24 protein-coding genes are annotated in these 22164 nt (G+C 67.8%); 9 read left to right on the forward strand and 15 right to left on the reverse strand.

The genetic code is table 11. The annotated features are described in order from the left end of the window. The first annotated feature begins 28 nt into the window (after positions 1 to 28). Positions 29 to 742, forward strand: a complete 714-nt coding sequence (locus QWG60_RS02450) for a DUF3581 domain-containing protein (protein WP_146907746.1) — start codon at positions 29 to 31, stop codon at positions 740 to 742. Positions 743 to 838: 96 nt separating this feature from the next. Here QWG60_RS02450 and chrA read toward each other — a convergent pair whose 3' ends face one another. Further along, the gene (gene chrA, locus QWG60_RS02455) at positions 839 to 2026 is read right to left on the reverse strand and encodes a chromate efflux transporter (RefSeq protein ID WP_146907744.1); all 1188 of its coding nucleotides are present in this window, start codon (positions 2024 to 2026) and stop codon (positions 839 to 841) included. A gap of 116 nt (positions 2027 to 2142) precedes the next feature. Between chrA and QWG60_RS02460 the strand changes: the two genes are divergently transcribed. Both QWG60_RS02460 and QWG60_RS02465 read left to right on the forward strand, forming a co-directional pair. Then, positions 2143 to 3111, forward strand: a complete 969-nt coding sequence (locus tag QWG60_RS02460; RefSeq protein ID WP_146907742.1) for a magnesium transporter CorA family protein — start codon at positions 2143 to 2145, stop codon at positions 3109 to 3111. A gap of 100 nt (positions 3112 to 3211) precedes the next feature. Next, complete coding sequence (locus QWG60_RS02465) at positions 3212 to 4447, forward strand: DUF3422 domain-containing protein (protein WP_107181327.1); 1236 nt, start codon at positions 3212 to 3214, stop codon at positions 4445 to 4447. Positions 4448 to 4498: 51 nt separating this feature from the next. On the opposite strand, the gene QWG60_RS02470 is transcribed toward QWG60_RS02465, so the two are convergent. The 5 genes from QWG60_RS02470 to QWG60_RS02490 all read right to left on the reverse strand — a co-directional run bounded on the left by QWG60_RS02470 (position 4499) and on the right by QWG60_RS02490 (position 8472). Continuing rightward, positions 4499 to 5188 (reverse strand): hypothetical protein, encoded by a 690-nt coding sequence (locus QWG60_RS02470; RefSeq protein ID WP_181454272.1) that lies wholly within the window; start codon positions 5186 to 5188, stop codon positions 4499 to 4501. 75 nt (positions 5189 to 5263) lie between these two features. After that, positions 5264 to 6121 (reverse strand): DUF6999 family protein, encoded by an 858-nt coding sequence (locus QWG60_RS02475; RefSeq protein WP_146907739.1) that lies wholly within the window; start codon positions 6119 to 6121, stop codon positions 5264 to 5266. Next, positions 6108 to 6797 (reverse strand): hypothetical protein, encoded by a 690-nt coding sequence (locus QWG60_RS02480; RefSeq protein WP_035593817.1) that lies wholly within the window; start codon positions 6795 to 6797, stop codon positions 6108 to 6110. Before QWG60_RS02480 ends, QWG60_RS02475 begins: the two co-directional genes overlap by 14 nt. Further along, a complete protein-coding gene (locus QWG60_RS02485; RefSeq protein ID WP_146907737.1) occupies positions 6794 to 7909 on the reverse strand; it encodes a beta-ketoacyl-ACP synthase III in 1116 nt (371 codons plus the stop codon). The genes QWG60_RS02480 and QWG60_RS02485 overlap by 4 nt, the downstream gene beginning before the upstream one ends. Continuing rightward, positions 7906 to 8472 (reverse strand): diguanylate cyclase, encoded by a 567-nt coding sequence (locus tag QWG60_RS02490; protein ID WP_146907735.1) that lies wholly within the window; start codon positions 8470 to 8472, stop codon positions 7906 to 7908. Before QWG60_RS02490 ends, QWG60_RS02485 begins: the two co-directional genes overlap by 4 nt. Positions 8473 to 8813: 341 nt before the next feature. Here QWG60_RS02490 and QWG60_RS02495 point away from each other — a divergent pair, with 341 nt between their 5' ends. Continuing rightward, a complete protein-coding gene (locus QWG60_RS02495; protein WP_035593811.1) occupies positions 8814 to 9263 on the forward strand; it encodes a hypothetical protein in 450 nt (149 codons plus the stop codon). Positions 9264 to 9274: 11 nt separating this feature from the next. On the opposite strand, the gene arfB is transcribed toward QWG60_RS02495, so the two are convergent. Both arfB and QWG60_RS02505 read right to left on the reverse strand, forming a co-directional pair. Beyond that, entirely contained in the window at positions 9275 to 9688 is a 414-nt protein-coding gene (gene arfB, locus QWG60_RS02500; RefSeq protein WP_046079486.1) for an alternative ribosome rescue aminoacyl-tRNA hydrolase ArfB, read from the reverse strand. A gap of 91 nt (positions 9689 to 9779) precedes the next feature. Continuing rightward, positions 9780 to 9995, reverse strand: a complete 216-nt coding sequence (locus QWG60_RS02505) for a DUF3820 family protein (protein ID WP_035593808.1) — start codon at positions 9993 to 9995, stop codon at positions 9780 to 9782. Positions 9996 to 10151: 156 nt separating this feature from the next. Here QWG60_RS02505 and QWG60_RS02510 point away from each other — a divergent pair, with 156 nt between their 5' ends. Further along, on the forward strand, positions 10152 to 10784 hold the full coding sequence (locus QWG60_RS02510; protein WP_106488268.1) for an SDR family oxidoreductase: 633 nt from the start codon (positions 10152 to 10154) through the stop codon (positions 10782 to 10784). 6 nt (positions 10785 to 10790) lie between these two features. Here QWG60_RS02510 and QWG60_RS02515 read toward each other — a convergent pair whose 3' ends face one another. Together QWG60_RS02515 and QWG60_RS02520 are read right to left on the reverse strand one after the other, a co-directional pair. Further along, complete coding sequence (locus tag QWG60_RS02515; RefSeq protein WP_246124626.1) at positions 10791 to 11672, reverse strand: GGDEF domain-containing protein; 882 nt, start codon at positions 11670 to 11672, stop codon at positions 10791 to 10793. 4 nt (positions 11673 to 11676) lie between these two features. Then, on the reverse strand, positions 11677 to 12465 hold the full coding sequence (locus QWG60_RS02520; RefSeq protein ID WP_107181318.1) for an EAL domain-containing protein: 789 nt from the start codon (positions 12463 to 12465) through the stop codon (positions 11677 to 11679). Positions 12466 to 12646: 181 nt separating this feature from the next. Here QWG60_RS02520 and QWG60_RS02525 point away from each other — a divergent pair, with 181 nt between their 5' ends. Then, positions 12647 to 13009 carry a hypothetical protein gene (locus QWG60_RS02525; protein ID WP_146907731.1) on the forward strand — a complete coding sequence of 121 codons (363 nt, stop codon included), beginning with the start codon at positions 12647 to 12649 and terminating at the stop codon, positions 13007 to 13009. Positions 13010 to 13098: 89 nt separating this feature from the next. Here QWG60_RS02525 and QWG60_RS02530 read toward each other — a convergent pair whose 3' ends face one another. Continuing rightward, a complete protein-coding gene (locus tag QWG60_RS02530; protein ID WP_046079480.1) occupies positions 13099 to 14547 on the reverse strand; it encodes a DHA2 family efflux MFS transporter permease subunit in 1449 nt (482 codons plus the stop codon). Positions 14548 to 14977: 430 nt separating this feature from the next. Here QWG60_RS02530 and QWG60_RS02535 point away from each other — a divergent pair, with 430 nt between their 5' ends. Continuing rightward, the gene (locus QWG60_RS02535; protein ID WP_046079479.1) at positions 14978 to 15520 is read left to right on the forward strand and encodes a YgjV family protein; all 543 of its coding nucleotides are present in this window, start codon (positions 14978 to 14980) and stop codon (positions 15518 to 15520) included. A gap of 55 nt (positions 15521 to 15575) precedes the next feature. On the opposite strand, the gene bfr is transcribed toward QWG60_RS02535, so the two are convergent. The 3 genes from bfr to QWG60_RS02550 all read right to left on the reverse strand — a co-directional run bounded on the left by bfr (position 15576) and on the right by QWG60_RS02550 (position 18428). After that, positions 15576 to 16043, reverse strand: coding sequence for a bacterioferritin (gene bfr, locus QWG60_RS02540; RefSeq protein WP_035593797.1), 468 nt, complete (start codon positions 16041 to 16043; stop codon positions 15576 to 15578). A 280-nt stretch (positions 16044 to 16323) separates the two neighbouring features. After that, positions 16324 to 17526 (reverse strand): nicotinate phosphoribosyltransferase, encoded by a 1203-nt coding sequence (gene pncB / locus QWG60_RS02545; RefSeq protein ID WP_146907729.1) that lies wholly within the window; start codon positions 17524 to 17526, stop codon positions 16324 to 16326. Positions 17527 to 17663: 137 nt separating this feature from the next. Beyond that, positions 17664 to 18428 carry a DUF1499 domain-containing protein gene (locus QWG60_RS02550; RefSeq protein WP_146907727.1) on the reverse strand — a complete coding sequence of 255 codons (765 nt, stop codon included), beginning with the start codon at positions 18426 to 18428 and terminating at the stop codon, positions 17664 to 17666. Between the two features lie 230 nt (positions 18429 to 18658). Here QWG60_RS02550 and nfsA point away from each other — a divergent pair, with 230 nt between their 5' ends. Both nfsA and QWG60_RS02560 read left to right on the forward strand, forming a co-directional pair. Next, on the forward strand, positions 18659 to 19390 hold the full coding sequence (gene nfsA, locus QWG60_RS02555) for an oxygen-insensitive NADPH nitroreductase (protein WP_146907725.1): 732 nt from the start codon (positions 18659 to 18661) through the stop codon (positions 19388 to 19390). A gap of 199 nt (positions 19391 to 19589) precedes the next feature. Next, positions 19590 to 20216, forward strand: a complete 627-nt coding sequence (locus QWG60_RS02560) for a hypothetical protein (RefSeq protein WP_146907723.1) — start codon at positions 19590 to 19592, stop codon at positions 20214 to 20216. Positions 20217 to 20224: 8 nt separating this feature from the next. On the opposite strand, the gene mapR is transcribed toward QWG60_RS02560, so the two are convergent. After that, positions 20225 to 21634, reverse strand: a complete 1410-nt coding sequence (gene mapR, locus QWG60_RS02565) for a GntR family transcriptional regulator MpaR (RefSeq protein WP_146907772.1) — start codon at positions 21632 to 21634, stop codon at positions 20225 to 20227. Positions 21635 to 22164 lie beyond the last annotated feature (530 nt).

The raw sequence follows: 22164 nt of genomic DNA on the forward strand, positions 1-22164 counted from the left end.
CAACGACTTCAGGGCAGGCTCTCGACGCATGTTTCTCGATGATTACCACTCGCGCACGGACTCGCGGCTCTGCATCACCGCCGAGCAGGCGAGCCGTTTCGCCAAGCGCGTCGCCGGTGACTTCAACCCCATTCATAACCCGGATGCGCGGCGCTTCTGCGTGCCCGGCGACCTGCTCTTCGCCCTGGTCCTGGCTCGTTACGGCCTCTCCCAGCACATGACCTTCCGCTTCCTGAGCATGGTCGGCGCCGAGGTGCCGCTGGCCTTCGACGAGGACGACGACGGCCGGATCCGGGTGCGCGACGACAGCGGCAAGTGCTATCTCGAGGTGGAGCGAAGCGGTGACATCACCCGCGACGAAGCCGTGGTCGAGGCCTTCACGCGCTGCTACGTGGCTTTCTCCGGCAAGAACTTCCCGCACTACCTGAAACCGCTGATGGAAGACCGCGGCGTGATGTTCAATCCCAAGCGTCCGCTGGTGATCTACGACAGCATGGGCTTCTCGCTGGAGCGCCTGGACGGCATCGAGCCGGGGCTGGAACTGGCGGATGCGTCGCTGGACGTGGTCGGCAAGCGCGGTGATGCGCTGCTCGAGTTCCGCATCATGGCCGACGGCGAGGAAGTCGGCACCGGCTCCAAGAAGCTGGTGGTCAGCGGGCTTTGCGACTACGACGCCTGCACCATGGACGCCGTGGTCGAGGAGTTCTATCGCCTCAAGGCGGCCCACGACGCCGAGGCCTGAGCCCCTCACCTCACCGGGTTCGCCCCACCGTGCTCGACAGGACCGCCCTCCGGGGCGGTCCTTTGCGTCTGGGTCCACATGTCTGGCCTCGGGCGGTCAGGGCGACGACGGCAGCCCCAGCAGCATGCCGCCCAGGCCGCATAGCAGCACCACCCACCAGGCCGGGCGCTGCCACACCGTCAGCAGCAGAAAGCCCACCAGGGCCAGCGCGAACTCCGCCGGCCCCAGGATCGCGCTGGTCCACACCGGCTGGTACAGCGTCGCCGCCAGCAGGCCGACCACCGCGGCGTTGGCGCCGCGCATCACCGCCTGCAGTCCCGGACGGGTGCGCAGGGCGTTCCAGAACGGTATCGTCCCTGCGAGCAGCAGCATCCCCGGCAGGAAGATCGCCCCCAGCGCCAGCAGCGCGCCGGGCACCCCGTTCGTGGCCATGCCCAGATAGGCCGAGAAGGTGAACAGCGGCCCCGGCACCGCCTGGGCCGCGCCGTAGCCGCTGAGGAAGGCGTCCGGCGATACCCAGCCCGGCTGCACCACCTCGGCCTCAAGCAGCGGCAGCACCACATGGCCGCCGCCGAACACCAGCGCGCCCGAACGGTAGAAGGCGTCCACCAGGGCGATGCCCTGACCGATGCCGGCCTGGGCCAGCAGCGGCAGCCCGATCAACAGGCCGGCGAAGGCCAGCAGGCAGGCGGCGCCCGTGCGCTTGCCAAGGCCGATGTTCAGCACCGCCGGTCGTACCTGGCCGGCCTCGCGGAAGATCAGCCCGCCGGCCAGGGCGCCGAGCACGATGGCCAGCAGCTGGCCCATCGGGCCGTTCACCGCCAGCACCAGCAGCGTCGCGGCCACGGCGATGGTGGCACGGCGCCGGTCGGGGCACAGGCGGCCCGCCATGCCCCAGACGGCATGGGCGACGATGGCTACCGCCACCACCTTCAGGCCGTGCAGCAGGCCGTTGCCGAGCGGGCCGGACAGGCTTCCCGCGCCCAGCGCGAAGGCCATCAGCAGCAGCGCCGAGGGCAGGGTGAAAGCTGCCCAGGCGGTCAGGGCGCCTAGCGGGCCGCCGCGCAGCAGGCCCAGGGCGAAGCCGACCTGGCTGCTGGCCGGGCCCGGCAGGAACTGGCACAGCGCCACCAGGTCGGCGTAGGCGTGCTCGTCGAGCCAGCGGCGGCGCACCACGAACTCCTGGCGGAAATAGCCGAGGTGGGCGACGGGGCCGCCGAAGGCGGTCAGGCCCAGCAGCAGGAAGGTGCGGAAGACGTCGGCGACGCGAGAGGGTGGGGACATGATGGCTCCGGACAGGATGTGGCAAGGCGAGCTGATGGATGGCCGCGTGCGGGGTGGGCAAACGCCGGCCCATGCCGCAAGATGCCGACATTGTCCCGTCAAAGGATGACCGAGCGATGATACGCACACTGCTGGTGGTGCCGGGCGAGGCCGAACTCCGCGGCGGCGAGGAGCTGATCGCACGCTGGCGAGAACGTCCCGACAGCCATCTGTGGATCGACCTGCAGGGCGAGTCCCTGGCGGACGAGCGGGCCTTCCTGGAAGGCTTCGGTTTCCACCCGCTGGCCATCGACGACGTGCACCGCGAGCGCCATCCGCCGAAGATCGAGGAGTTCGAGGACCATACCCTGATCCTCTATCGCGGCATTTCCTCCTTCGACGCCGAGCTTCGCTACGAGCCCCAGCGGATCGCCTTCCTGCTCGGCGAACGCCTGCTGATCAGTTTGCATCCCGGGTTGGCGCTGAGCATCGACCGGCTGATGAGTCAGGATGCCGGCGCCCTGCTGGCGCGGTCGCCGGCGTTCGTGGCGCTGCGCGTCATGTATGCCTCCGCCGGTTACTATCTGGACGGCCTGCTGGCCTTCGAGACCGAGCTGAGCGACCTCGAGGACGCCCTGGTCGAGAACGGCAACGACGAGCTGATGCGACGGCTGATCGGCTATCGCTCGCGGCTGGTGAAGATGCGCCGCCTCTACAACTACCACCTGGGCATCACCCAGGAGATCACCGCCTACGATTACGCCCACCTGCCGCGCGGCAACGAGGAGACCCTGCATGCCATCAACGACGTGCACGAGCGCTTCGAGCGGCTGCACAGCCTGACCCAGATGTACTACGACATCTGCGGTGACCTGATCGACGGCCACCTGTCGCTGTCCTCGCACCGGCTCAACGAGACCATGCGGGTGCTGACGGTGATCACCGCGATCTTCGTGCCGCTGACCTTCATCGCCGGCATCTACGGCATGAACTTCAGCCACATGCCGGAGCTTGACTACCGTTACGGCTACTTCATCGTGATGGGCGCGATGCTGACGATCGGCGTCGGGCTGCTGTGGTGGTTCCGGCGCGTCAAATGGCTATGAGCGCAGCCGGTGGGGCATAGTGCCGCAGCGCGAGCGGCTTCCCCGCGGCCGCCCGGGCCCGTAGTCTCGAGGGTTCCCCCTTTCTGACGCGGTTCCGACCATGCATTCCCAGCGCGAACAACTCCATAACGAGCTGCATGCCCGGCCCTCGATCTACTTCGCCGGGCCGGCACACCTTCACCACTATGCCTTTCTCGACACCGACGGCGTCTGCGACGGTATCGTCCGGCGCCTGTGCGAGCTGAGCGACACCCAGCCCGCCGCCGATGCCGTCCAGGGCATCCTGACCCTCGACGGCGACCGAGTGCTCAAGTGGGAGCGCCATACCGAGTTCTTCACCCTCACCCTGATGGTGCCGATCGGCGACGACGCACCGCTGTGGCCGGCCCCGCCGCCGCGGCTGGCCGAGATCGCCGAGGCCCATCACGAGGCGCTGATCAGCGCCACCCTGATTCGCGTGGAGAACGAGGCTGACTGGGCCGGTGACACCGCTCACTATGGCTTCGTCGATCCCTCCGGCTCGCGGGTTGCCGGGGGCGATGCCACGGTGTGGAGCGACTTCCGCCTCGACGAGGTCGGCGTCAATCGCATGCTGCTCGTCAATCGCGCCCTCAACGATTTCCGCCTCGGCCGCATCGGCCGTCGGCTGCTCGAGATCGAGACCTATCGCATGATGGCGTCGCTGGCGCTGCCTCTGGCCAAGTCCCTCGGCGGTGAACTGGCGGGCTTCGAGGCAGAGCTCGGTGAGCTCTCCGACCGCAACGCCGAGGGGTTGCCCGAGGGGCCGCGTCCGCTGCTGGCGGCGATCGCCTCGCTGTCGGCCCGGCTCGAACGCAGCGGCGCGCGCAGTCGTCATCGCTTCGCCGCCACCGAGGCCTATGCCGGCATCGTCTTCGACCGGGTCGAGCGGCTGCGCGAGAGCCGTGTGGGCGACTGTCAGCGGCTGGGCGTCTTCCTGATGCGCCGCTTCCAGCCCACGGTACGCTACTGTGCCGCGGTGGATCGTCGCCAGGAGCGGCTGGCCGAGAACGTGGCACGCCTCAACGACCTGCTGCGGACCCGTGCCCAGGTGGAGATCGAGGAGCAGAACGTCGAGATCCTCAAGAGCCTCGACGCGCGCTCCAGCAGTCAGCTGAAGATCCAGAAGGCCGTCGAGGGCCTGTCGATCATCGTCATCAGCTACTACCTGTTCAGCCTGATCAAGCTGGCGCTGGGCAGCCTCGAGGCACTGGGCATGCCGATCGCCCCATGGCGGGCGGTGGCGGTGTTCGGGCCGCTGGCGATCCTGCTGCTGGTGGTGCTGGGGTGGCGGATATGGCGGGTCAAGAACCACTGAGGCCGCCAGCGGGACGGTCGGGCGCCGGCGGCTGCTGGCGCCCGGCGGGCATCACTTCAGATAGATCTGGCCCTGCTCGTAGAGCGAGCGGCAGTCATTGGCGTCGTGGTAGCGATCCTCGTCCAGGTTGATCGAGTGCACGCCCGGGCCGCCGAAGCGGGGGTCGTCGCATTCGCCGTCGTTGGCCCACTGGCTGGTGTTGTCGCCCCACTCGATGCCGTGGGACGACCCGCCGGAACCGGTGGAGACGTTGCCGCCGCCCCAGGCGGGAGACGCTTCGGAAATGTAGAGCTCGGCCTCGGGCAGGTTGCCCGACTGGTAGGTGCCGACCCAGATGTTGTAGTTGCCCGAGGGCGGGTTGTTCCACACGATGCCCGGGTTGGTGCCGGCCGCGGTGGAAAAGTCGTCGTTGCAGTGCCAGTTGCCCGCGGCATCGAAGACCACCAGAGTGGTGTCCGCCTGGGATTCGGCGTAGATGCTCAGCTGGTACTGGCCGGCCTGGTAGTTGAGGTCCAGGTCGGGATCGCCGCTGACGTAGCCGCTGCAGTTGGGCCCCGCCTCGCTCGCGGATCGGCTGCCGCCGGCGGTGAGCGAGGTCACGTGGGGGTCGGGCTGGAAGCCCGAGTTGAGATTGACGGTCCCGTAGGTGGGCGTGGCCTGCCAGTCCAGGGCCTGGGCAGCGGCGCTGAAGCACAGCAGCGGAAGAGCCACGAGCGCAGCCTTGCGATGAATCGACGACATGAGTCTGTTCCCTTGCGATGTTTTGAGTCTTGGTGCGTGGCGCACCTCTCAATACTACTTAGCCCCCCGTGAAAGTCACGACGTCTCCTCCTTCTGGCCCAGGCCCTCATCCCCCTGGCGGAGCGCCTCCAGCCGCGCGTAGAGGTGTTCGGTGAAGAAACCGTGCATCAGGAAGCGCTGGCTGAGGTTCCAGGGACCCACCAGGTAGTGCGGGTACTTGTTGTAGGCCAGCTCGGCGAGGCTCGGGTCGTCGATCATGCGGCCGATGCGCAGCGCGATCGACTGGTCGAGGTTGAAGCCGTTGATGGCGTCGCGGTACTCCTCGCGGGTCAGCAGCAGGCAGAACAGGCACATGAACAGCACGTGGGCGCTCTCGAAGTCGAGTACCTGGGTGCGGCGACGTTCGAGCGTGAATTCGGCCATGTCCAGCGGCCGCCAGTGGTCCCAGCGCAGCGCGCCGGGCGGGCGTGGCGCGGTGTCCTGGCCGCGCTCGCCGAGCTCGGCGAAGGCCCGGAACAACTCCTGGTCGTGATCGACGAAGCTCGCCGTGAGCATGTCCTCGATGCGCCGGGGATACAGCGTCAGCGGCTCGACATCGCCGGCGGCGCCGTTGTCGATCAGGAAGTTGATCACGTTCGACTCGGTGGCGTAGTGGCGCAGGATCAGCCGGTTGGCCTCGGGGCTGACCACGTGCCGGCAGAACCAGCAGATCAGCCGCTGCAGCAGGCCGTGGGCGCGGAACTGCGGCAGCGGCAGTCGCTTGAGAAACCAGGTCAGATGCAGCAGCGCGCCCAGCACCAGCTGCAGCAGCGGGCGCAGCGACCAGCGTGTGGGGCGTTCCATGTCGTCGAGCCAGAGCCGCAGCGCCTCGCGCTCGATCGGCAGGGTGTCGTCGGCCTCCAGGGCGCGCAGGAAGGGGCTACGTCGGCTCATGGTCGATCTCCTCGAGCTGCAGGGCATAGAGCCGCGCCACCACCCGGGCGGTGCGCAGGATCGCACGGCGCTCCGCCTCGCCGCGGCAGACCCGGTCGAGCATCGCGTAGAGCTTGTCCAGGTGGGCATCGTCGTTGGCGCCGTGATAGCGCATGAAGCGCGTGGCGCCGCCGTCGCCGCCGAGGGCCGCGTCGATGCGCCGGGCCCAGTCGTCGGCCATCTTGTGGCCGAGCCCCTCGATGATCCACATGGCGCCGATCAGGTCGACCGGGTTGGGCTGGCTGGCGCGGTGCATCATGAAGGCGTGCAGCGCTTCGCTGCCGGCGTTGCGCTCGGCGTGGACGATCGTCTGTCGCTCGCCGCCGGCCGCCACGTAGTCGGCCTCCAGCATCTCGTAGTCGCGGTGTTCCTCCCGGGCGTGCTCGATCACCATCGAGCGCACGTCGGCGAAGTCGCGCTCGAAGCTGGAGGCGCCGCGGGTGATCCAGCGCGCGCCCTCGATCACCTGCTGGCGCAGGTGGCACAGCAGCCGGCGGTAGTCCTCGTCGGTGAAGCGGTCGCGCTCCAGGCGCTGGAGGATCGGCACCCGGCTCAGCTGGCGCTCGAAGTCGAACCAGACGCGCATCAGGCCCTGCAGGCAGGCCTGGCCCTCGGAGGTGGTGACCTTGTCGCTCATGAGGTGGCCTCCCTGACCAAGGTGAGGTGCATGTAGACGTTGTTGAAGCGCCCGCTCTCGGGCACGAAGCACAGCAGGGTCTCGCCCTCGGCGAGCTCGCGGGTGCGGCGGAACTCGTCGAGCATGATGAACAGCGAGGCGCAGCCGGTGTTACCGCGGGTGTAGAGGTTGGTGTACCACTTCTCCTCGGGAATGGCGGCGCCGGCCTGGGTCAGCATGTCGTAGATCTGGCCGCGGAAGTGATGCGACGAGTAGTGGCACAGCAGGTGGTCGACCTCGTCGACCTTCACCCGGCCCTCGTCGATCAGCCGCAGCAGGCCGTCGACGCCGAGCTTCACCAGGTGGTCGAGCAGCCGCACGTCCTGGCGGATCAGCAGCGCGCCGTCGGCCTCGGCCTCGGCGTAGGTGGGGTAGTCCTGCCAGCTCGGGTGGCGCCCCTGGCCGTTCGGTCGGCCCACGCTCATGCACACCGGGAAGGCGTCGGCGTGGGACACGCCGCGAATCCAGTCGATGCGAAAGCTGAGGCCGCGCGGGCGATCCTCCAGCAGCAGGGCGCCGGCGCCGTCGGAGAGCATCCAGCGCAGGAACTCGGCGTTGAAGTCCGGCGTGGCGCCGGCGGCCTCGAAGCGGCTGGCCTTGAACAGCCGCGAGGCCAGCTCGCTGGCAACCACCAGCGCATTGCCGTGCTCGCCGGCGCGGATCGCCGTCCAGGCCGCCTTCAGCGCCATCATGCTGCTCGAGCAGATGCCATGGCTGGTGTGCAGCTCCAGGCTCGGCAGGCCCAGCTCGGCCTGCACCATGCTGCCGAAGCCCGGCAGCACCAGGTCGCCCTGGCTGGTGGCCACGCTGAGCATGTCGAGGCGGGCATCGGGCAGGTAGCCCTGATCCAGGCAGTCGCGGCCGGCCAGGGCGGCCATCTCGCCGTTGCTGACGGTGGTGCGATGCTCGGCGTCGATGGCGTAGTGGCGTGTCTGGATGCCGTTGGATTGCAGGATGCGCCGCTTGAGCCGGCTGGGCCTGCCGTGGACTCGGCCCAGCACCTCCTCGATGCGCGCGTTGTCGACCGGTTCTCCGGGCAGATGGTGGCCGGTGCTGGTGATGTAGACGCTCATGCCGGCCTCCGGCGCTTCAGGGCGAACACCAGGCAGCGCAGGTTCTCCTCCGCATAGGGGAAGATCGCCAGTACCGCCATGAAGGCCAGATAGCCGGGCAGGTAGCCGTCACCGCCGTGGGGCGTTTCCAGCGGCACCAGCGACAGCTGGCCGGCCCAGTTCAGGGTCAGCAGGTCCGCCACCACCGGGCCGTTGATCACCGCGATCAGCGCCAGCATGTAGAGCGGCAGGCTGGCCAGGTAGTTGTGGGCGTGCATCTCCCAGATGCTGATGTGGCGGCGCGGGGCGGCGTAGTGGACGTCCCAGTGGGCGACCAGCTCGTGCAGTATCCAGGCCGCCAGGCAGATCAGCAGCACCAGCACGTTGACCTCAAAGAGCAGGCAAAGAAGGATCGGAATGCCGACCTGGAGGCCCATCAGCGAATGGACCAGCGACTCCTTGAGCCCCGAGGTGGCCTCGATGCGGGTGGCCCGATGGCAGCACCAGTCGACGAAGCCGGCGATGCCCCATAGCGGCAGGAAGACGAAGAGCAGGACCTGGATCAGCAGCGCATCGGTGGTCATGGCGTGACCTCGCGGCGATGGCGGAACACGGTGGGTGACACAATGAGGATCTCCTTTCCATGGAGGGGTATCAGTGTTATGAAACACTGTTCGAAAACAAGTCTAGCCGATCGCCGCTCAAATGCAAACGATCGTTTGAATCGGCCGTGGCGAGGGCCGTCGCCATCACGTCAGTGAGCGTGGCGGAACGGCGGAGCGTTTGGGTTTCGCGGCGCGAAGCGGTGCAGAGAATATAAGTCATGGCGCATGGAAAAGCTCGCCGCCGGCAGGCGTCGGGGTGGGGCACTATGCTGAGGGAGCCATTGTGCTTGCCCCGAATACTGCATAGGGAGGTTCACGCCATGTCCACGACATCCATCGCCGCCCGGCTCGGTCTGAGCCTGTCGCTGACGCTGCCGCTGATCGCCGGCACGGCGCTCGCCAGTGAGGGGCAGGACCTGGTCTTCCAGGGCGACGCCAGCTTCCAGGGGCCCCACGGCGGCCAGGCGATTCAGGCGGCGCTGGTCGACACGGCCCTCGACGAGACCATCGCGGTGGAGACCGGCAAGGTCTCTGCCGAGGATGCCCCGAGCTTCGCCTTCACCTTTCCCGGCGCGCTGGAAGCGGACGGCCGGTACGCCGTGCACTACTGGATCGATGCCAACTTCGGCGGCGGCACCGCCGGCAACTGCGACCCCATGCAGCACGATCACCAGTGGAGCGTGGCCATCGAGCCCGGCGACGGGCCGGTGACGCATACCGAGCGTCACGATCCCTCGACGCAGAGTGCCGTCTGCGACACCTTCCGCTGAGCCCGCCGTGCCTAGAGCTTCACCTTGCCGCGCAGCGCCTTGGTCTGGCCCTTCTTGACCTTCTTGTCGACCCGGCGGCGCTGGGAGCCCTTGGTCGGCTTGGTCGGCTTGCGCGCCTTGCGCTGCTGGATCGCCTGGCGGATCAGCTCGCGCAGCCGGTTCAGCGCGTCTTCCTTGTTGAGCTCCAGGGTACGGTGCTCCTGGGCCTTGATCACGATCACCCCGTCCTTGCTGATGCGCTGGTCGGAGAGCGCCAGCAGGCGTTCCTTGTAGAACTCCGGCAGGCTCGAGGCGGGGATGTCGAAACGCAGATGCACCGCCGAGGCGACCTTGTTGACGTTCTGCCCGCCCGCGCCCTGGGCGCGGATCTGGTGAATCTCGATCTCGTGGTCGGGCACTTCCACGGTATTGGAGATACGCAGCATGCTGTCCTCGCGGTGGGTGAATGAATAGGGTGAATGAGCAGGGTGAATCAAGAGGGGGATGAACAGGGGTATCGGTGGGTGGAGCGGCCGTTCAGCCGCGCCGGCGCAGCGGTTCGAGCAGCTCGCTGAGGCCGTTGTGGTCGATCTCGTGCATCAGCTGCAGCAGCTGGCCGATCTGGCCCGCCGGGAAGCCCTCGCGGGCGAACCAGGCGAGATAGGGGCCGGGAAGATCGGCGATCAGGGTGCCTTCGTACTTGCCGAAGGGCATGCGCTGGGTGACCAGGCGTTGCAGATCCTCGGGTTGCAAGGCGCCGCTCCTCTAGGGTGAATGAAAACGAGGCCGCAGGGTACGCCACCGGGAGCCAGGCGGCCAGTGGGCGGTGGATTTCCCGCTCCGCCCTTGAATCCCGGCGGGCCGGCCCGCATGCCTGTCTGACATCCATGGCACATGAGGGACCTTCCCATGACCACCCTGGTGATCGGCGCCAACGGCCAGATCGGCCGCCTGTTCTGCGAGCTGGCCCAGCAGGCCGGCGAGCCCGTTCGGGCGATGGTTCGCAATGACGACCAGCGCGCCTGGTTCGAGGCGCGGGGCATCGAGACCGTGATCGGCGACCTGGAGGGCGAGCTGCGTCATGCCTTCGAGGGCTGCGACCAGGTGGTGTTCACCGCCGGCTCCGGGCCGCACACCGGCCCCGACAAGACGCTGCTGATCGACCTCAACGGTGCCATGCGCGCGGTGGATATGGCCGCCGAGCGGGGTCTCGAGCGCTTCGTGATGGTCAGCGCCCTGCGCGTCGACGACCCGCTGGCCGGACCGGAGAAGCTGCGCCCCTATCTCGCCGCCAAGCGTGCCGCCGATGCCTATCTCAAGGCCGCCGAGGTGCCCTGGGCGATTCTCAAGCCGGGCCGCCTCACCGACGAGGCGGCCACCCGGCGCGTCGCCGCCTCGCTGGAGGAAAACGGCGGCCACAACGACGTCTCCCGGGCCAACGTGGCCCATGCGCTGCTGCATCTGGTGCAGGGCAAGGCGGAGAACGACCGCGAGTATCCGCTGCTGGACGGCGAGCGTGAGATCGACGCGGTGCTGGCCTGAGGCCTCTCAGCCCACCAGGGTCCGGTTGCGGCCGTCCCGTTTGGCCCGATAGAGGGCGCGATCGGCCCGCTCCAGCAGCAGATGGCTGGCCTCGTTCGCCTCGAGCGAGGCCAGGCCGGCCGAGATCGTCAGGGGGATCCGCTCCTCGCCCAACGGCGTCGCCGCGAGCCGCTCGCGCAGCCGGTCGATGGCGCAGCGGGCTTCGGTCTGGCGGGCACCGGGCAGGATCACCAGGAATTCCTCGCCGCCCAGGCGTGCCAGCACGTCGTAGCCGCGCAGCGCCTCCTCCATGCGCTCGGTGGCGCCTTGCAGCACCCTGTCGCCCACCGCATGGCCGTGGCGGTCGTTGACCAGCTTGAAGTGATCGAGATCGCAGATCGCCACGCACAGCGACGTGCCATGGCGCCGGGCACGCGAGATCTCCTCCTCCAGTCGGGCCAGGCCGGCGCGACGGTTGAGCAGCCCCGTGAGCTCGTCATGACGGGCCAGGAACTCGAGGCGCTGTTCCATGGCCTTGCGCTCGGTGATGTCGGTGATGAAGGTGATGCGCCTGGGGCGGCCGTCGTCGCCTTCCTGGCGCAACGATTCGACGATGATGCTGCGTCGTTCGCCGTCGCGGCGAACCACCTCCCACTCCTGTCGATCGTCGTGTTCGGCCTCGCCCTGCATGAAGTCGCGATGCCGCGCGAGCATCGCCGCCTGGCTGGCTTCCGGCATGATCAGGGTGAAGGGCCGGCCCAGCAGTTCCTCCTCCGCATAGCCGTAGAATGCGCAGTAGGCCGGATTGACCATCTCGTAGGTGCCGTCCTCGCTGGTGATGCAGATGCCGATGGGTGCGTCACGCACCAGTCGCGGCACGCCGTCGGAGCGGGTCAGGGTCAGCGGCATGGGCTCATCCTCGGTCCAGCGGGCGGGGAAACAGCGCATCGATGCGCCGGGCCGGTGACTCGGCCAGGGCGTCGAGGGCCGGCCGGGCGAAGTAGTAGCCCTGCTGCAGCGGAATGCCGGCCTCGAACAGCCAGCGCGCTTCCTCGGCGGTCTCCACGCCCTCGGCGATCAGCGTCACGCCGAGCGGGCCGGCCATGGCGGCCAGCGCCTTGACCATCGCCTGGCGGCGCGGGTCCCGGTGGCAGCCCTGAATCAGCTGGCGATCGATCTTGAGCTTGTCCGGATACAGCTCGGTCAGCACGTCCAGGTTGGCGTGGCCGGTGCCGAAGTCGTCCAGCGCCACCCGGAAGCCCGCCTGGCGGTAGGCCTTGATGATCGCCGCCAGATGGTCGCGGTCCACCACGCGCTCGGTCTCGACGATCTCGAAGATCAGCCGCTCCAGCGGCCAGCCCACGCGACGCGAGACTTCCAGCGTGGCGCTCAGGCAGGCCGCGGGCTCGTAGACCGCGTTGGGCAGGAAGTTGATCGAGAGCGGCACGCTCATGCCGAGCCGGCTGGCCTGCTCGATGGCCTTGACCCGGCAGGCCTGGTCGAAGCGATACATCAGCCGGTCGTCGACCTGGCGCAGTACCGAATGGGCAGACTCTCCGTCAGGGCCTCGCACCAGCGCCTCGTAGGCGTGGATCTCGCGGCGGCCGACGTCGATGATCGGCTGGAAGGCCATGGCGAAGTCGAAGGGTAGCTCGATCTCGCAGCGGTTGCAGTGATTGGCGACCCTGGCGCAGTGTCCCATGGTGGTTCCTTTTTCGATGCGCTCGCGACTGCGGAGCAGTCAAGGGAGAGGCGATGGCGTGCATTTTATTTTACTTATTTTTAATCATGTATCGCTATTGTACAAGTTTAATCCCGTCCTCGACGCGCCACGCCTCGAGCGGCATCATCCACGCGCCCCTGATACATGAGGAACGACCCCCATGAGCGATGCTGAAGCCCCACTGTCGGCCCGCGTGCGCCGGCTGCTGGAGGCGGCCCCCGATGACAGGCTGCCGTTGACCTACCAGCGGCTCGCCGAGGCCCTGGCGCTCACGCCGCCGCGTACCATTCGCCGCGTGGCGCTGGCCCTGGAACAGCTGATGCGGGAAGACGCCGCCGCCGGCCGTCCCTTCATCGCCGCGCTGGTGGTCAGCCGACAGGGCGAGGGCCTGCCGCGCACGGGCTTCTTCGAACTGGCCGTCGAGCTGGGACGCTTGCCGGAGGATCCGGCGCTCCAGGCCGAGGCCTGGCGGGAGGAGTTCCGGCTAGCCGTCGACGACCACAACCACAACGACCAGGCCTGACAACGACGACGCCCGCCGGAGAGGCGGGCGTCGGGGCTCGGGCGAGCGGAAGCGCGTATGGAGGGCGCTGTGGAGAGTGCCGTGGAGCGTCAGTCGTGGCGCCAGTGGCTGACCAGCAGCGTCGGCACGATGATGATCATAAGGCTGATCACCAGCCACCAGAAGCCGTCCTGATAGGCGAGGATCGAGGCCCAGCCGTCGGGTGACACCGCATCGCTCGGCGCGCCGCTCGAGGCGATCTGCCGGCCGTGCACGCCGGTCTGGTGCTCGAGCAGGATCACCAGCCCGGCGGTGCCCAGGGCACCGCCCAGCTGCATCACGAAGTTGAGCATGCCCGAGCCGTAGCCGGTCAGCCGCGCCGGCAGCGCGGCGATGGCGTTGGCCAGCGTCGGCGGCGGGAAGGCCGCCATGCCGATCGCCATGATGCCCATGATGCCGGCCAGCGCGGCGAAGCTGGTGCCGGCGTCCATCTGCGCCATTCGCCACACCGCGTACGCCGTGCTGGCCAGGCCCGGCAGGGTCAGCCACAGCGGCGGGTGGCGGTCGCTGAGCCAGCCGACCAGCGGCACCAGCACGCCGAGCACCGCCGTGGAGGGCAGGTAGATCATGCCGGTGGTGACCGGACTGAAGTGCAGCACCGACTGCACGAACTGCGGCAGCAGGTACATCACGCTGTAGAAGGTGCCACCGAACAGCAGCATCGCCAGGGTGCCGACCACGAACAGCCGGTAGCGGAAGATCGACAGATCCATCAGCGGCTGCGCGCAGCGCCGCTGCCAGGCCACGAAGGCCGCGCCGGCGAGCAGCGAGAACAGTGCCAGCCCGACGATGCGCGGGTCGCTCCAGCCCCAGCGCTGGCCGCTGGAGAGCGCCGTCAGCAGGGCGAACACGGCGGCCAGCAGCAGCCCGGCGCCGGCCCAGTCGAACGGCGGCAGCGGCCCGCGGCCTTCCCTGGGCGGGAGGAAAAACCCGCCCATCACCACCGCCGCCGCGCAGATCGGCAGCGGCACGAAGAACACGTAGTGCCACGACAGGTGCTCCACCAGCCAGCCGCCGATCACCGTCGCCAGAGTCAGCGGCAGTCCCAGGCACATGCCGTACATGGCCACCGCCATGCCACGCCCCTCGGCGGGATAGACGTCGAACAGCACCTGCATCGCCAGCGGCCGGATCAGGCCGGTCATGGCGCCCTGGATCACCCGGGCGGCGACCAGCATCGCCATGCCATTGCCCAGTCCGCCGAGGATCGAGGCGGCGATGAAGGTCAGCAGCAGGCCCGCATAGGTGGCGCGCTGGCCGACGGCGTGCACCAGCCAGGGGGCCACCAGCAGCGACACCGTGGTGGAGGCCAGGAAGCCCGTGGAGAGCCACTGGGCCTCGGCGTCGCTCAGGCCGAGATCGTCGCTGATGAAGGGAATCGCCACGTTGACGATGGTGATCGACATGCCCAGCGCCACCAGGCCCAGCATCACGGTGAGCGTGACCCACAGCCGATAGCGGGGGCCGTAGCGCAAGTGGAGTCGGTCCCTCTGGGTCATGGCAGTCGCCTCGCGTCGGAGGTGGACGGGGAGCACGGGGTCGGGCGATGCAGGGGCGGCCGGCGCTGGGTCGAGCAATGAGAGGTGACATCCGGCACGGGAAGACTCCTTCATGCGGTCGGGGGAGAGGGCGGTGTCGACGGTGCATGGCGGGCGGTGGCCCGGCATGACGCGCGAAAAGAGAGCCGGCCTCCTGGTGGAGGCCGGCCCGAAATCGAAGGAAACAGCCAACCATGCGCCGGTGCTGGCCAGATCATAGTTCGCTACCTAATTATTCTACCGCGTCGGAGCCGGCTTGGCTAGAGAGGGGGAAGCGTCTGGCGCCGGGGTGACCGCATGTCGGCACAGCAACGGAAGTGAGCGCTGACCCATGGCGCGGCATGCTAGCCTGACGCGATGCCTGAGGACAGCGCGATGAAGGGAGGCACGCATGGAAGAGATCGGCCTGAGCGGGCTGGTGACGAGGGAGTGGCTGGGGCAGGGCGTCAGCCTGGTGGCATTGGCGCTGTGCGTGGCCGGCTTCGCCAGCCGGCGCGACGATCGGCTGTTCGTGCTGCTGCTGTTCGCCAACGTGGCCTTCGCCGCCCAGTTCGCGCTGTTCCAGAGCTGGGTGGCGGCGGGCATCTCGGCGCTGATCGTGCTGCGCATCGTCCTGGTGCGCCGCTACCCGGGCAACGCCGCGGTGATGGCCGGGGTCCTCGTCGCCACCCTGGCGGTCGCCCTGCTGACCTGGAGCGGCCCGCGCGACGTGCCGGCACTGCTAGCCGGCCTGCTGGGCACCTGGGGCATGTTCATGCTGCGCGGCATCGCCATGCGCGCGGTGCTGGCCGTGGCGGCCTTCTGCTGGGTGATCAGCAACCTGCTGGCCGGTTCCATCGGCGGCACCCTCGCCGAGACGCTGATCCTCCTGACCAATGTGATCACCATCTGGCGCCTGCGCCGCGCCGCGCGGCGCTATGGTCTGAGCCCCTGAGCCCAGTTGACTGAGCTGAAGAGGCTGAGCGCCGAGCCGGGCCGGCCCGAGCGGTTTACATCTGGGCGACCAGATAGTTCTCGCGGCCGACCAGCTTGATCAGGCGCAGCTGCTGTTCCAGCCAGTGGGCGTGATCTTCCTCGGTGTCGGAAAGCAGCGGCAGCAGGATGGCGCGGGTGTTGAAGTCGCGCTCGCGTTCGCAAAGGGCGATGGCGGCCTTCAGGGCGTCGCCCACCTCGTACTCGAGCTGCAGATCGTAGCCGAGCATCTCTTCCACGTCCTTGCCGATGCGCACCTCGGTGCGGGTGTGGATGTCCGGCTTGCCCTCGAGCATCAGGATGCGCTCGATCAGCTTCTGGGCGTGGCCCTTCTCGTCGTAGAACTCGTGGTCGATGCGCTCATGGAGCTTGGTCAGCCCCATGTCGGCATACATCTCGGCGTGCACGAAGTACTGGTCCATGGCGGCGAGCTCGGCGGCGAGCAGGCCGTTCAGGGCGTCGATGATCTCTTGGTTGCCTTGCATGAGCGTTCTTCCTTGTCGAGGTGACGTATCAGGTGCGCATCCTAGTTCGGAGCGCGAGGTTGGTCAATTTTTCCTGATATATCAATGGTTTGAGATTGTCTTCGCGTGCGATTCGCATTCGGTCCAGGTTTCGCGTCCAGGGGGGGCAGCAATAGTTTGAAAGTCGTCGAGCGAAGGCTAGACAAGGCAAAAATCAGCGAGAAAGCGGAGTTTACGAGCTGTAAATGAGCATTTTGAGCTGATTTTTAACGCCGTATAGCCGAGCGCAGACACTTTCGGATCAGTGCGAAACGCCGAAGACGCTTTTCAGGTAGCGCACATAGGCCTCGTCCCGGGACAGCATCTTGCCCGGGGCATCGGAGATCTTGGCCACCGGCTGGCCGTTGCAGGCCACCAGCTTGATCACCATGTTCATTGGCTTCACGTCCGGCAGGTCGCAGGTAAGGCTGGTGCCGATGCCGAAACTGGTGCGGATGCGCCCGTCCAGCGCGGTCTTGATGCCCATCGCCGAGTCGAAGGTCAGGGCGTCGCTGAAGATCAGCGTCTTGCCGCGCGGGTCGATGCCGAGCGTCTCATAGTGGCGGATGCACTTCTCGGCGAACACCATGGGATCGCCGCTGTCATGCCGCAGGCCGTCGAACAGCTTGGCGAAGTACAGATCGAAGTCGGCCAGGAAGGCGTCGAGGTTGATGGTGTCGGTCAGCGCCACGCCCAGATGGCCGCGATATTCCTGTACCCAGGCCTCCAGCGCGGCGCGCTGGCTGTCCACCAGCCGGCTGCCGAGCTGCTGATGGGCCATCACCCACTCGTGGGCCATGGTGCCCATCGGCGCCAGGCCGTGGCGCCGGGCGATATCGACGTTGCTGGTGCCGACGAACTGGCCGGGAAACTCCTTGGTCAGCACCTCGACGATGGCCTCCTGCACCGGCTGGGAGAGCCGCCGCCGGGTGCCGAAGTCGGCCAGCCGGAAGTCGGCCAGCTGGGCCGGCGTATAGTCACGGCGCAGCCGGTCCATCTTCGCGCGCAGCTGTGACACGGCCTGATCGACGCTGGCCCCGGGGTTCCGGGTGTGATTGCGCACTTCGCTGATGATGGCGAGGATCACGATCTCGAACAGGATGCTGTGCGTCCAGGGCCCGTCGATGACGATGCACAGCTCGCTGCCCTCCATGTGCAGGTCCACATACTGCGGACGGAAGCGGTACAGCTCCAGGAAGCGAACGAAGTCCGGCGACATGTAGGCGAAGCCGCTCAGGTAGTCCGATTCCGCCTCGCTCAGCGACAGCGAGGCCAGGCCGTCGATCTGGGCGCGGATCTCGTCGAGATAGGGGCGCAGGTCCTCGGCGTCGCGGCAGCGGAATTCCCAGGTCACGCTGGCATTGGGGTAGTTGTGGTGAACCCCTTGCATCATGGTGAGCTTGTACCAGTCGGTATCCAGCAGCGAGGTGATGATCTGACCCGGGGCGCGGTACGTGGCCGCCATGAAGGATGCTCCCTGTGAATGATGGTGGACCGCTGCAGCGGCCCGCGAGACCGGCGTCTCGCGGGGGCATGATGGTAGCGTGTTCACGATTCGGTGACGAATCGGCCTCCTTCCCTGTTCCTGCCCCGTCGCCGGCCTCAGGCGGACAGGCGTGCCGTCAGGTCCTCGAGGAAGGTCTGGATGCGCGCGGCATTGGTGCCCAGATCGCTCCGGCCGAGGCGCGAGGCCGAGCGCATGTCCACCGTGGTGCCCGCTGGCGTCGGCGTCAGGCGGATCACGATATCGTCCTCGAAGCCGAACCAGCGGGTGGTCGCCACCGCCTCGAGCCGGCGTTCGGAGACGGCCGCGATCGTCCAGCCGCGTGCCCGGGCCAGAGCCTCGGCGGCATCGCGCACCTCCGGCAGGGGGCGGGCGATCTCCAGCGGCCCCAGGGCCGGGTAGCCGGAACGCTGGGCCTCGGCGAAGGCGCGGGGGTAGTCGAGCGCGTTGGGCGCTTCCCGGCGCGCCTCGGCCAGCGCCTCGAAGGCCGGCGGATCGGCGAGATCGGTGGTGATGTCATGAATCGGCGGCATGCGGCGGGCCAGCTCGCGCAGCTGAAGCGGCTGGGCCACCATCGCCACCACCGCACCGATCACCAGCAGGCTCGCCAGGGCCGGCTTGCCGCGCCGACACAGGCCGGCGATCAGGAAGGCCAGGGCGGCGACGCCCGCCGCGCCCACGGCCAGCAGGGCGCCGCGATGCAGCAGCGAGAACGACTGCCCGAGCGTCAGCCATTCCATCCGGTAGGCCGGCCCTGCGCCGCCCATCAGCGCCGCCGCGAGGACGAGCAGCAGCGTGGCCAGCCAGGCCAGGGCGACCGGCCAGCGGCCGCCACGAGGTCGGGGCTTGAAGGTCAACGACATGGCGTGGCTTCCTCCCTTGGTGGTGTCCGAATGTCGATGGCGGCGATGGTCCCCTAATATAGTGCCCGAAGCCGCTCGTGCCGATGCCCGCCCTCTGTCGCCCCCGATAGCTCGACGATATGGCGCCCATGATGGCATGCCGTAAGCATGTTAAGTATCTTGTTGGGGTCTTGGCAGGGACGGCGATTCGTCCGACCCTGCCTGTTCGAACGTGAATCCCGCGAGGTCCCATGAATCCGACCATCGAACTGCTGAAGTCCCACCGCTCGGTACGCAAGTTCACCGACCAGAAGATCCCGCACGAGCTGCTGCGGGAGCTGGTCAGCGCCGGCCAGGCCGCCGCGTCCTCCAACCATGTGCAGGCCTACAGCGTCATCCACGTGACCACCCCGGCCAAGCGCGAACAGATCGCCGAGCTGGCCGGTGGCCAGGGCTATATCGCCAGCGCCTCCGACTTCCTGGTGTTCTGCGCCGACATGAAGCGGCCCACCGAGGCTTCCGATCGCACCGGTGCCAACGTCGTGCGCGGCATGACCGAGCAGCTGCTGGTGGCCAGCGTCGACACCGCGCTGATGGCGCAGAACGTGGCCGTGGCCGCCGAGTCCGAGGGCCTCGGCATCTGCTACATCGGCGGCATCCGCAACAACCCGCAGGCCGTCAGCGAGCTGCTCGAGCTGCCGGACCACGTCTACCCGGTGTTCGGCATGTGCATCGGCCACCCGGCCCACGATCCGGACGTGAAGCCGCGCCTGCCGGTGGAGGCGATCCTCAAGGAAGACCGCTACACCGACGATCGCGAGCAGGTCGACGCCTACGACGACGAGATGCAGCGCTACTACGGTGAGCGCACCGGCGGTACCAAGGACACCAACTGGTCGAAGAGCCTAGGCCCGCTGTTCGACACCAAGCTGCGTCCTCATATGCGCGACTTCCTGGTCAAGCGCGGCTTCGAGATGAAGTAAGCGCTGCCCGAAGACACAAAAGGCCGCGGCGATTGCCGCGGCCTTTTTCATCTGCCCCTGCCCAGGCGCCAGCGTCTCGAACTGATCCCCTTTTTTCGCGACCTTCTGCCCCTGTTATGGTCCCGGCCGTTCTGTCATCTTGACCGCCCACGACAGGGGCCGCGGGACGCGGGCCGGTTTCCAGGGTTTGAGGGGTGTCATGATGATCTACGTCGCGTTCTTCCTGATCTTCGTCGGTGTGACGTTCGCGCTGCATCAGGTGTACAGCGTGCACTATGCGATCAACTTCGAGGACGAGGAGGAGCGCCCGGAGCGGGTCAACCGGGCGCTGACGACGCTGGCCGACGAGGCCGAGGGCTGCCGCGACGGTGAGCCCTCGAAAGGGTTCAAGCAGGAGGTCGCCCGCATCTTCGGCGGCGACGTCGCCCCGCGCCTGGTGCTGGCGGCGGTGGCGCCGGGCCGGCAGAAGGCCTTCGCCGAGCCGCTGCTGCGCCGCCGCGGGCACATCGATACCCGCGGCGAGCTGACCGTCGCTCACCTGCCGGGCTGGAAGAGCCGCCCGCCGCGGCACTATCGGCGTGGGCCGATGCTGGTATTGGTCATGGCCTGCAGCCTGATGGCGCTGTTCTGGGGCGGTATGAGCATCTTCGCGACGGCTTACCCGGTGGCCGTGCCGGCCCTGGCCTGGATCAACGACCTGGCCGTGCTGACCGGGCTGGTCTATGCCTCGGCGCTGCTGGCCTTCGCCGCGTCCAGGCTCGACCTCTACCTGCACGACCTCCAGCAGATAGGCCGGCTGGAACGGCGCCTGAACGGAGCGGAGTGAACATCGCTTCAGAAAGTGTCGATCAGCTCGCCCAGCGTCGCCATGGCCGCCTCGCTGCGCGGCGTCCAGGGATGGCCGTAGCTCAGGCGCAGGCAGTGGCGAAAGCCCTGGGTGGCGGAGAAGATCGGCCCCGGCGCCAGGCTGATGCCATGCTCCCGGGCCAGATGGAACAGGCGCAGCGAGTCCACTCGCTCGGGCAGTTCGAACCACAGGAAGTAGCCGCCGGCCGGGCGCGTGGCCCGGGTCTCGGCCGGAAAGTGTTGCGCCGCTGCGGTCAGCATCCGGCCCTGCTGGGTCTCCAGTGCATGGCGTAGCCGGCGCAGGTGGCGGTCATAGCCGCCGTACTGGAGATAGTCGGCGATGGCCGCCTGGGCCGGCACCGAGGGCGAGATGGTGGTCATCAGCTTGAGCCGTGAGATCGCCTCCGCGAAGCGCCCGGCCGCCACCCAGCCGACCCGATACCCCGGCGCCAGGCTCTTCGAGAACGAGCCGCAGTGGATGACCAGGCCCTCGTCGTCGAACTGCTTCACCGGCTTCGGCGGCGTGGTGCCGAAGTGCAGCTCCGCGTAGGCGTCGTCCTCGATCAGCGGCACCCGGTGGCGCTTGATCAGCGCGTAGAGGGCGCGCTTCCTGTCGTCGTCGAGGCTCGCACCGAGCGGGTTCTGCAGATGGCTCATGAACCAGCAGGCCTTGATCGGCAGCCGCGCGAGGCTGTCCGCCAGCACGTCCAGGTCGACGCCCTCGCGCGGGTGCACGGGAATCTCCACCGCCCTGAGCTTCAGGCGCTCGAGGATCTGCAGGCTGGCATAGAAGGCCGGCGACTCGATGGCGACCAGGTCCCCGGGCTCGGTCACGCACTGTAGCCCCAGGTTCAGCGCCTCCATGGCGCCGCTGGTGATCACCAGCTCCTCGGGCGGCAGCGGCATCCCCTTCAGCGTGTAGCGCAGCACGATCTGGCGGCGCAGGTCGGCGTCGCCCGCCGTCATGTCCCTGAGCACCTCATTGTCGTTCATCTCGCGCAGGCCCCTGGCCATGCTGCGGGCCAGCCGGGCGAGCGGGAACAGCTCGGGGCTGGGGAAGGCCGAGCCGAACGGCACGGTGTCGGGGTCCTGGAGCGAGTCGAGCACCGAGAACACCAGCTCGCTGACGGCCACGTCGGCGCTTTCCTGCCGGCTCGGTGTCATGCGCGGCTCGTGCAGCACGCGCCGGGCCTGCTCGCGCACGTAATAGCCGGAGCGCGACCTGGCCACGATCAGTCCGCGATCCTCCAGCAGGTAGTAGGCCTGGAAGACGGTGGAGTGGCTGATACCGTACTGGCGGCTGGCCTGGCGCACCGAGGGCACCCGCTCGCCCGGGGCCAGCACGCCCTCGCGGATCAGCTCGGCGATCTGGTCGGCGAATGTCTCGTAGCGTTTCATCGGCGGCTCGCGGTTCCCGGCCCCGTCATCGAAGTGGTGGAAGTAGGGCATTCCATCACGGCCGGCGTGGTGGGGGAAGACTCGACACCTGGGCGATTTGTCCCAGGGCTCTGTGCGTCTGCTGCTTAGGAGGAAAACGCGGTACCAGCGGACGAGAAATGCTGGATGCTTGTTGAGAAGTGTGCCTGTGTAGCGTTATGGCATACCTGATGATTTACCGTGACAGAGACTCTCGATATGCTTCCTTTCCGGTGTTTGCCTGGGAAAAGTAGTGTGCCGATTCGACAGGGCGTTATGATTCGGCATCTTGGCTTTCCGTCATCGAGGCATCGCCAGAAAAAGTTTGAGTCTCGGCGCGTCGAGGCTGACTGACGCCGTGGCAAGGAATGCCGCCAATCGGAATGCGGCGTCCGTTCCTGTTGCGGAACTTGCCAATGAAGGCGTTATCCAAGCGGGCGGCTTAACGGTTGGCCAATCGGTAACGATGAGCTGGGCGTCATGGCACAAGGACGCCGATGATAAAAGGAGAT

The organism is Halomonas halophila, assembly GCF_030406665.1.
Taxonomy (GTDB): domain Bacteria; phylum Pseudomonadota; class Gammaproteobacteria; order Pseudomonadales; family Halomonadaceae; genus Halomonas; species Halomonas halophila.

Bases quoted from the DNA above. Each gene is read 5' to 3' on its own strand.
- QWG60_RS02450 (WP_146907746.1), top strand. From the start codon at position 29: ATGTTTCTCGATGATTACCACTCGCGCACGGACTCGCGGCTCTGCATC.
- chrA (WP_146907744.1), bottom strand. From the start codon at position 2,026: ATGTCCCCACCCTCTCGCGTCGCCGACGTCTTCCGCACCTTCCTGCTG.
- QWG60_RS02460 (WP_146907742.1), top strand. From the start codon at position 2,143: ATGATACGCACACTGCTGGTGGTGCCGGGCGAGGCCGAACTCCGCGGC.
- QWG60_RS02465 (WP_107181327.1), top strand. From the start codon at position 3,212: ATGCATTCCCAGCGCGAACAACTCCATAACGAGCTGCATGCCCGGCCC.
- QWG60_RS02470 (WP_181454272.1), bottom strand. From the start codon at position 5,188: ATGTCGTCGATTCATCGCAAGGCTGCGCTCGTGGCTCTTCCGCTGCTG.
- QWG60_RS02475 (WP_146907739.1), bottom strand. From the start codon at position 6,121: ATGAGCCGACGTAGCCCCTTCCTGCGCGCCCTGGAGGCCGACGACACC.
- QWG60_RS02480 (WP_035593817.1), bottom strand. From the start codon at position 6,797: ATGAGCGACAAGGTCACCACCTCCGAGGGCCAGGCCTGCCTGCAGGGC.
- QWG60_RS02485 (WP_146907737.1), bottom strand. From the start codon at position 7,909: ATGAGCGTCTACATCACCAGCACCGGCCACCATCTGCCCGGAGAACCG.
- QWG60_RS02490 (WP_146907735.1), bottom strand. From the start codon at position 8,472: ATGACCACCGATGCGCTGCTGATCCAGGTCCTGCTCTTCGTCTTCCTG.
- QWG60_RS02495 (WP_035593811.1), top strand. From the start codon at position 8,814: ATGTCCACGACATCCATCGCCGCCCGGCTCGGTCTGAGCCTGTCGCTG.
- arfB (WP_046079486.1), bottom strand. From the start codon at position 9,688: ATGCTGCGTATCTCCAATACCGTGGAAGTGCCCGACCACGAGATCGAG.
- QWG60_RS02510 (WP_106488268.1), top strand. From the start codon at position 10,152: ATGACCACCCTGGTGATCGGCGCCAACGGCCAGATCGGCCGCCTGTTC.
- QWG60_RS02515 (WP_246124626.1), bottom strand. From the start codon at position 11,672: ATGCCGCTGACCCTGACCCGCTCCGACGGCGTGCCGCGACTGGTGCGT.
- QWG60_RS02520 (WP_107181318.1), bottom strand. From the start codon at position 12,465: ATGGGACACTGCGCCAGGGTCGCCAATCACTGCAACCGCTGCGAGATC.
- QWG60_RS02525 (WP_146907731.1), top strand. From the start codon at position 12,647: ATGAGCGATGCTGAAGCCCCACTGTCGGCCCGCGTGCGCCGGCTGCTG.
- QWG60_RS02530 (WP_046079480.1), bottom strand. From the start codon at position 14,547: ATGACCCAGAGGGACCGACTCCACTTGCGCTACGGCCCCCGCTATCGG.
- QWG60_RS02535 (WP_046079479.1), top strand. From the start codon at position 14,978: ATGGAAGAGATCGGCCTGAGCGGGCTGGTGACGAGGGAGTGGCTGGGG.
- bfr (WP_035593797.1), bottom strand. From the start codon at position 16,043: ATGCAAGGCAACCAAGAGATCATCGACGCCCTGAACGGCCTGCTCGCC.
- pncB (WP_146907729.1), bottom strand. From the start codon at position 17,526: ATGGCGGCCACGTACCGCGCCCCGGGTCAGATCATCACCTCGCTGCTG.
- QWG60_RS02550 (WP_146907727.1), bottom strand. From the start codon at position 18,428: ATGTCGTTGACCTTCAAGCCCCGACCTCGTGGCGGCCGCTGGCCGGTC.
- nfsA (WP_146907725.1), top strand. From the start codon at position 18,659: ATGAATCCGACCATCGAACTGCTGAAGTCCCACCGCTCGGTACGCAAG.
- QWG60_RS02560 (WP_146907723.1), top strand. From the start codon at position 19,590: ATGATGATCTACGTCGCGTTCTTCCTGATCTTCGTCGGTGTGACGTTC.
- mapR (WP_146907772.1), bottom strand. From the start codon at position 21,634: ATGAAACGCTACGAGACATTCGCCGACCAGATCGCCGAGCTGATCCGC.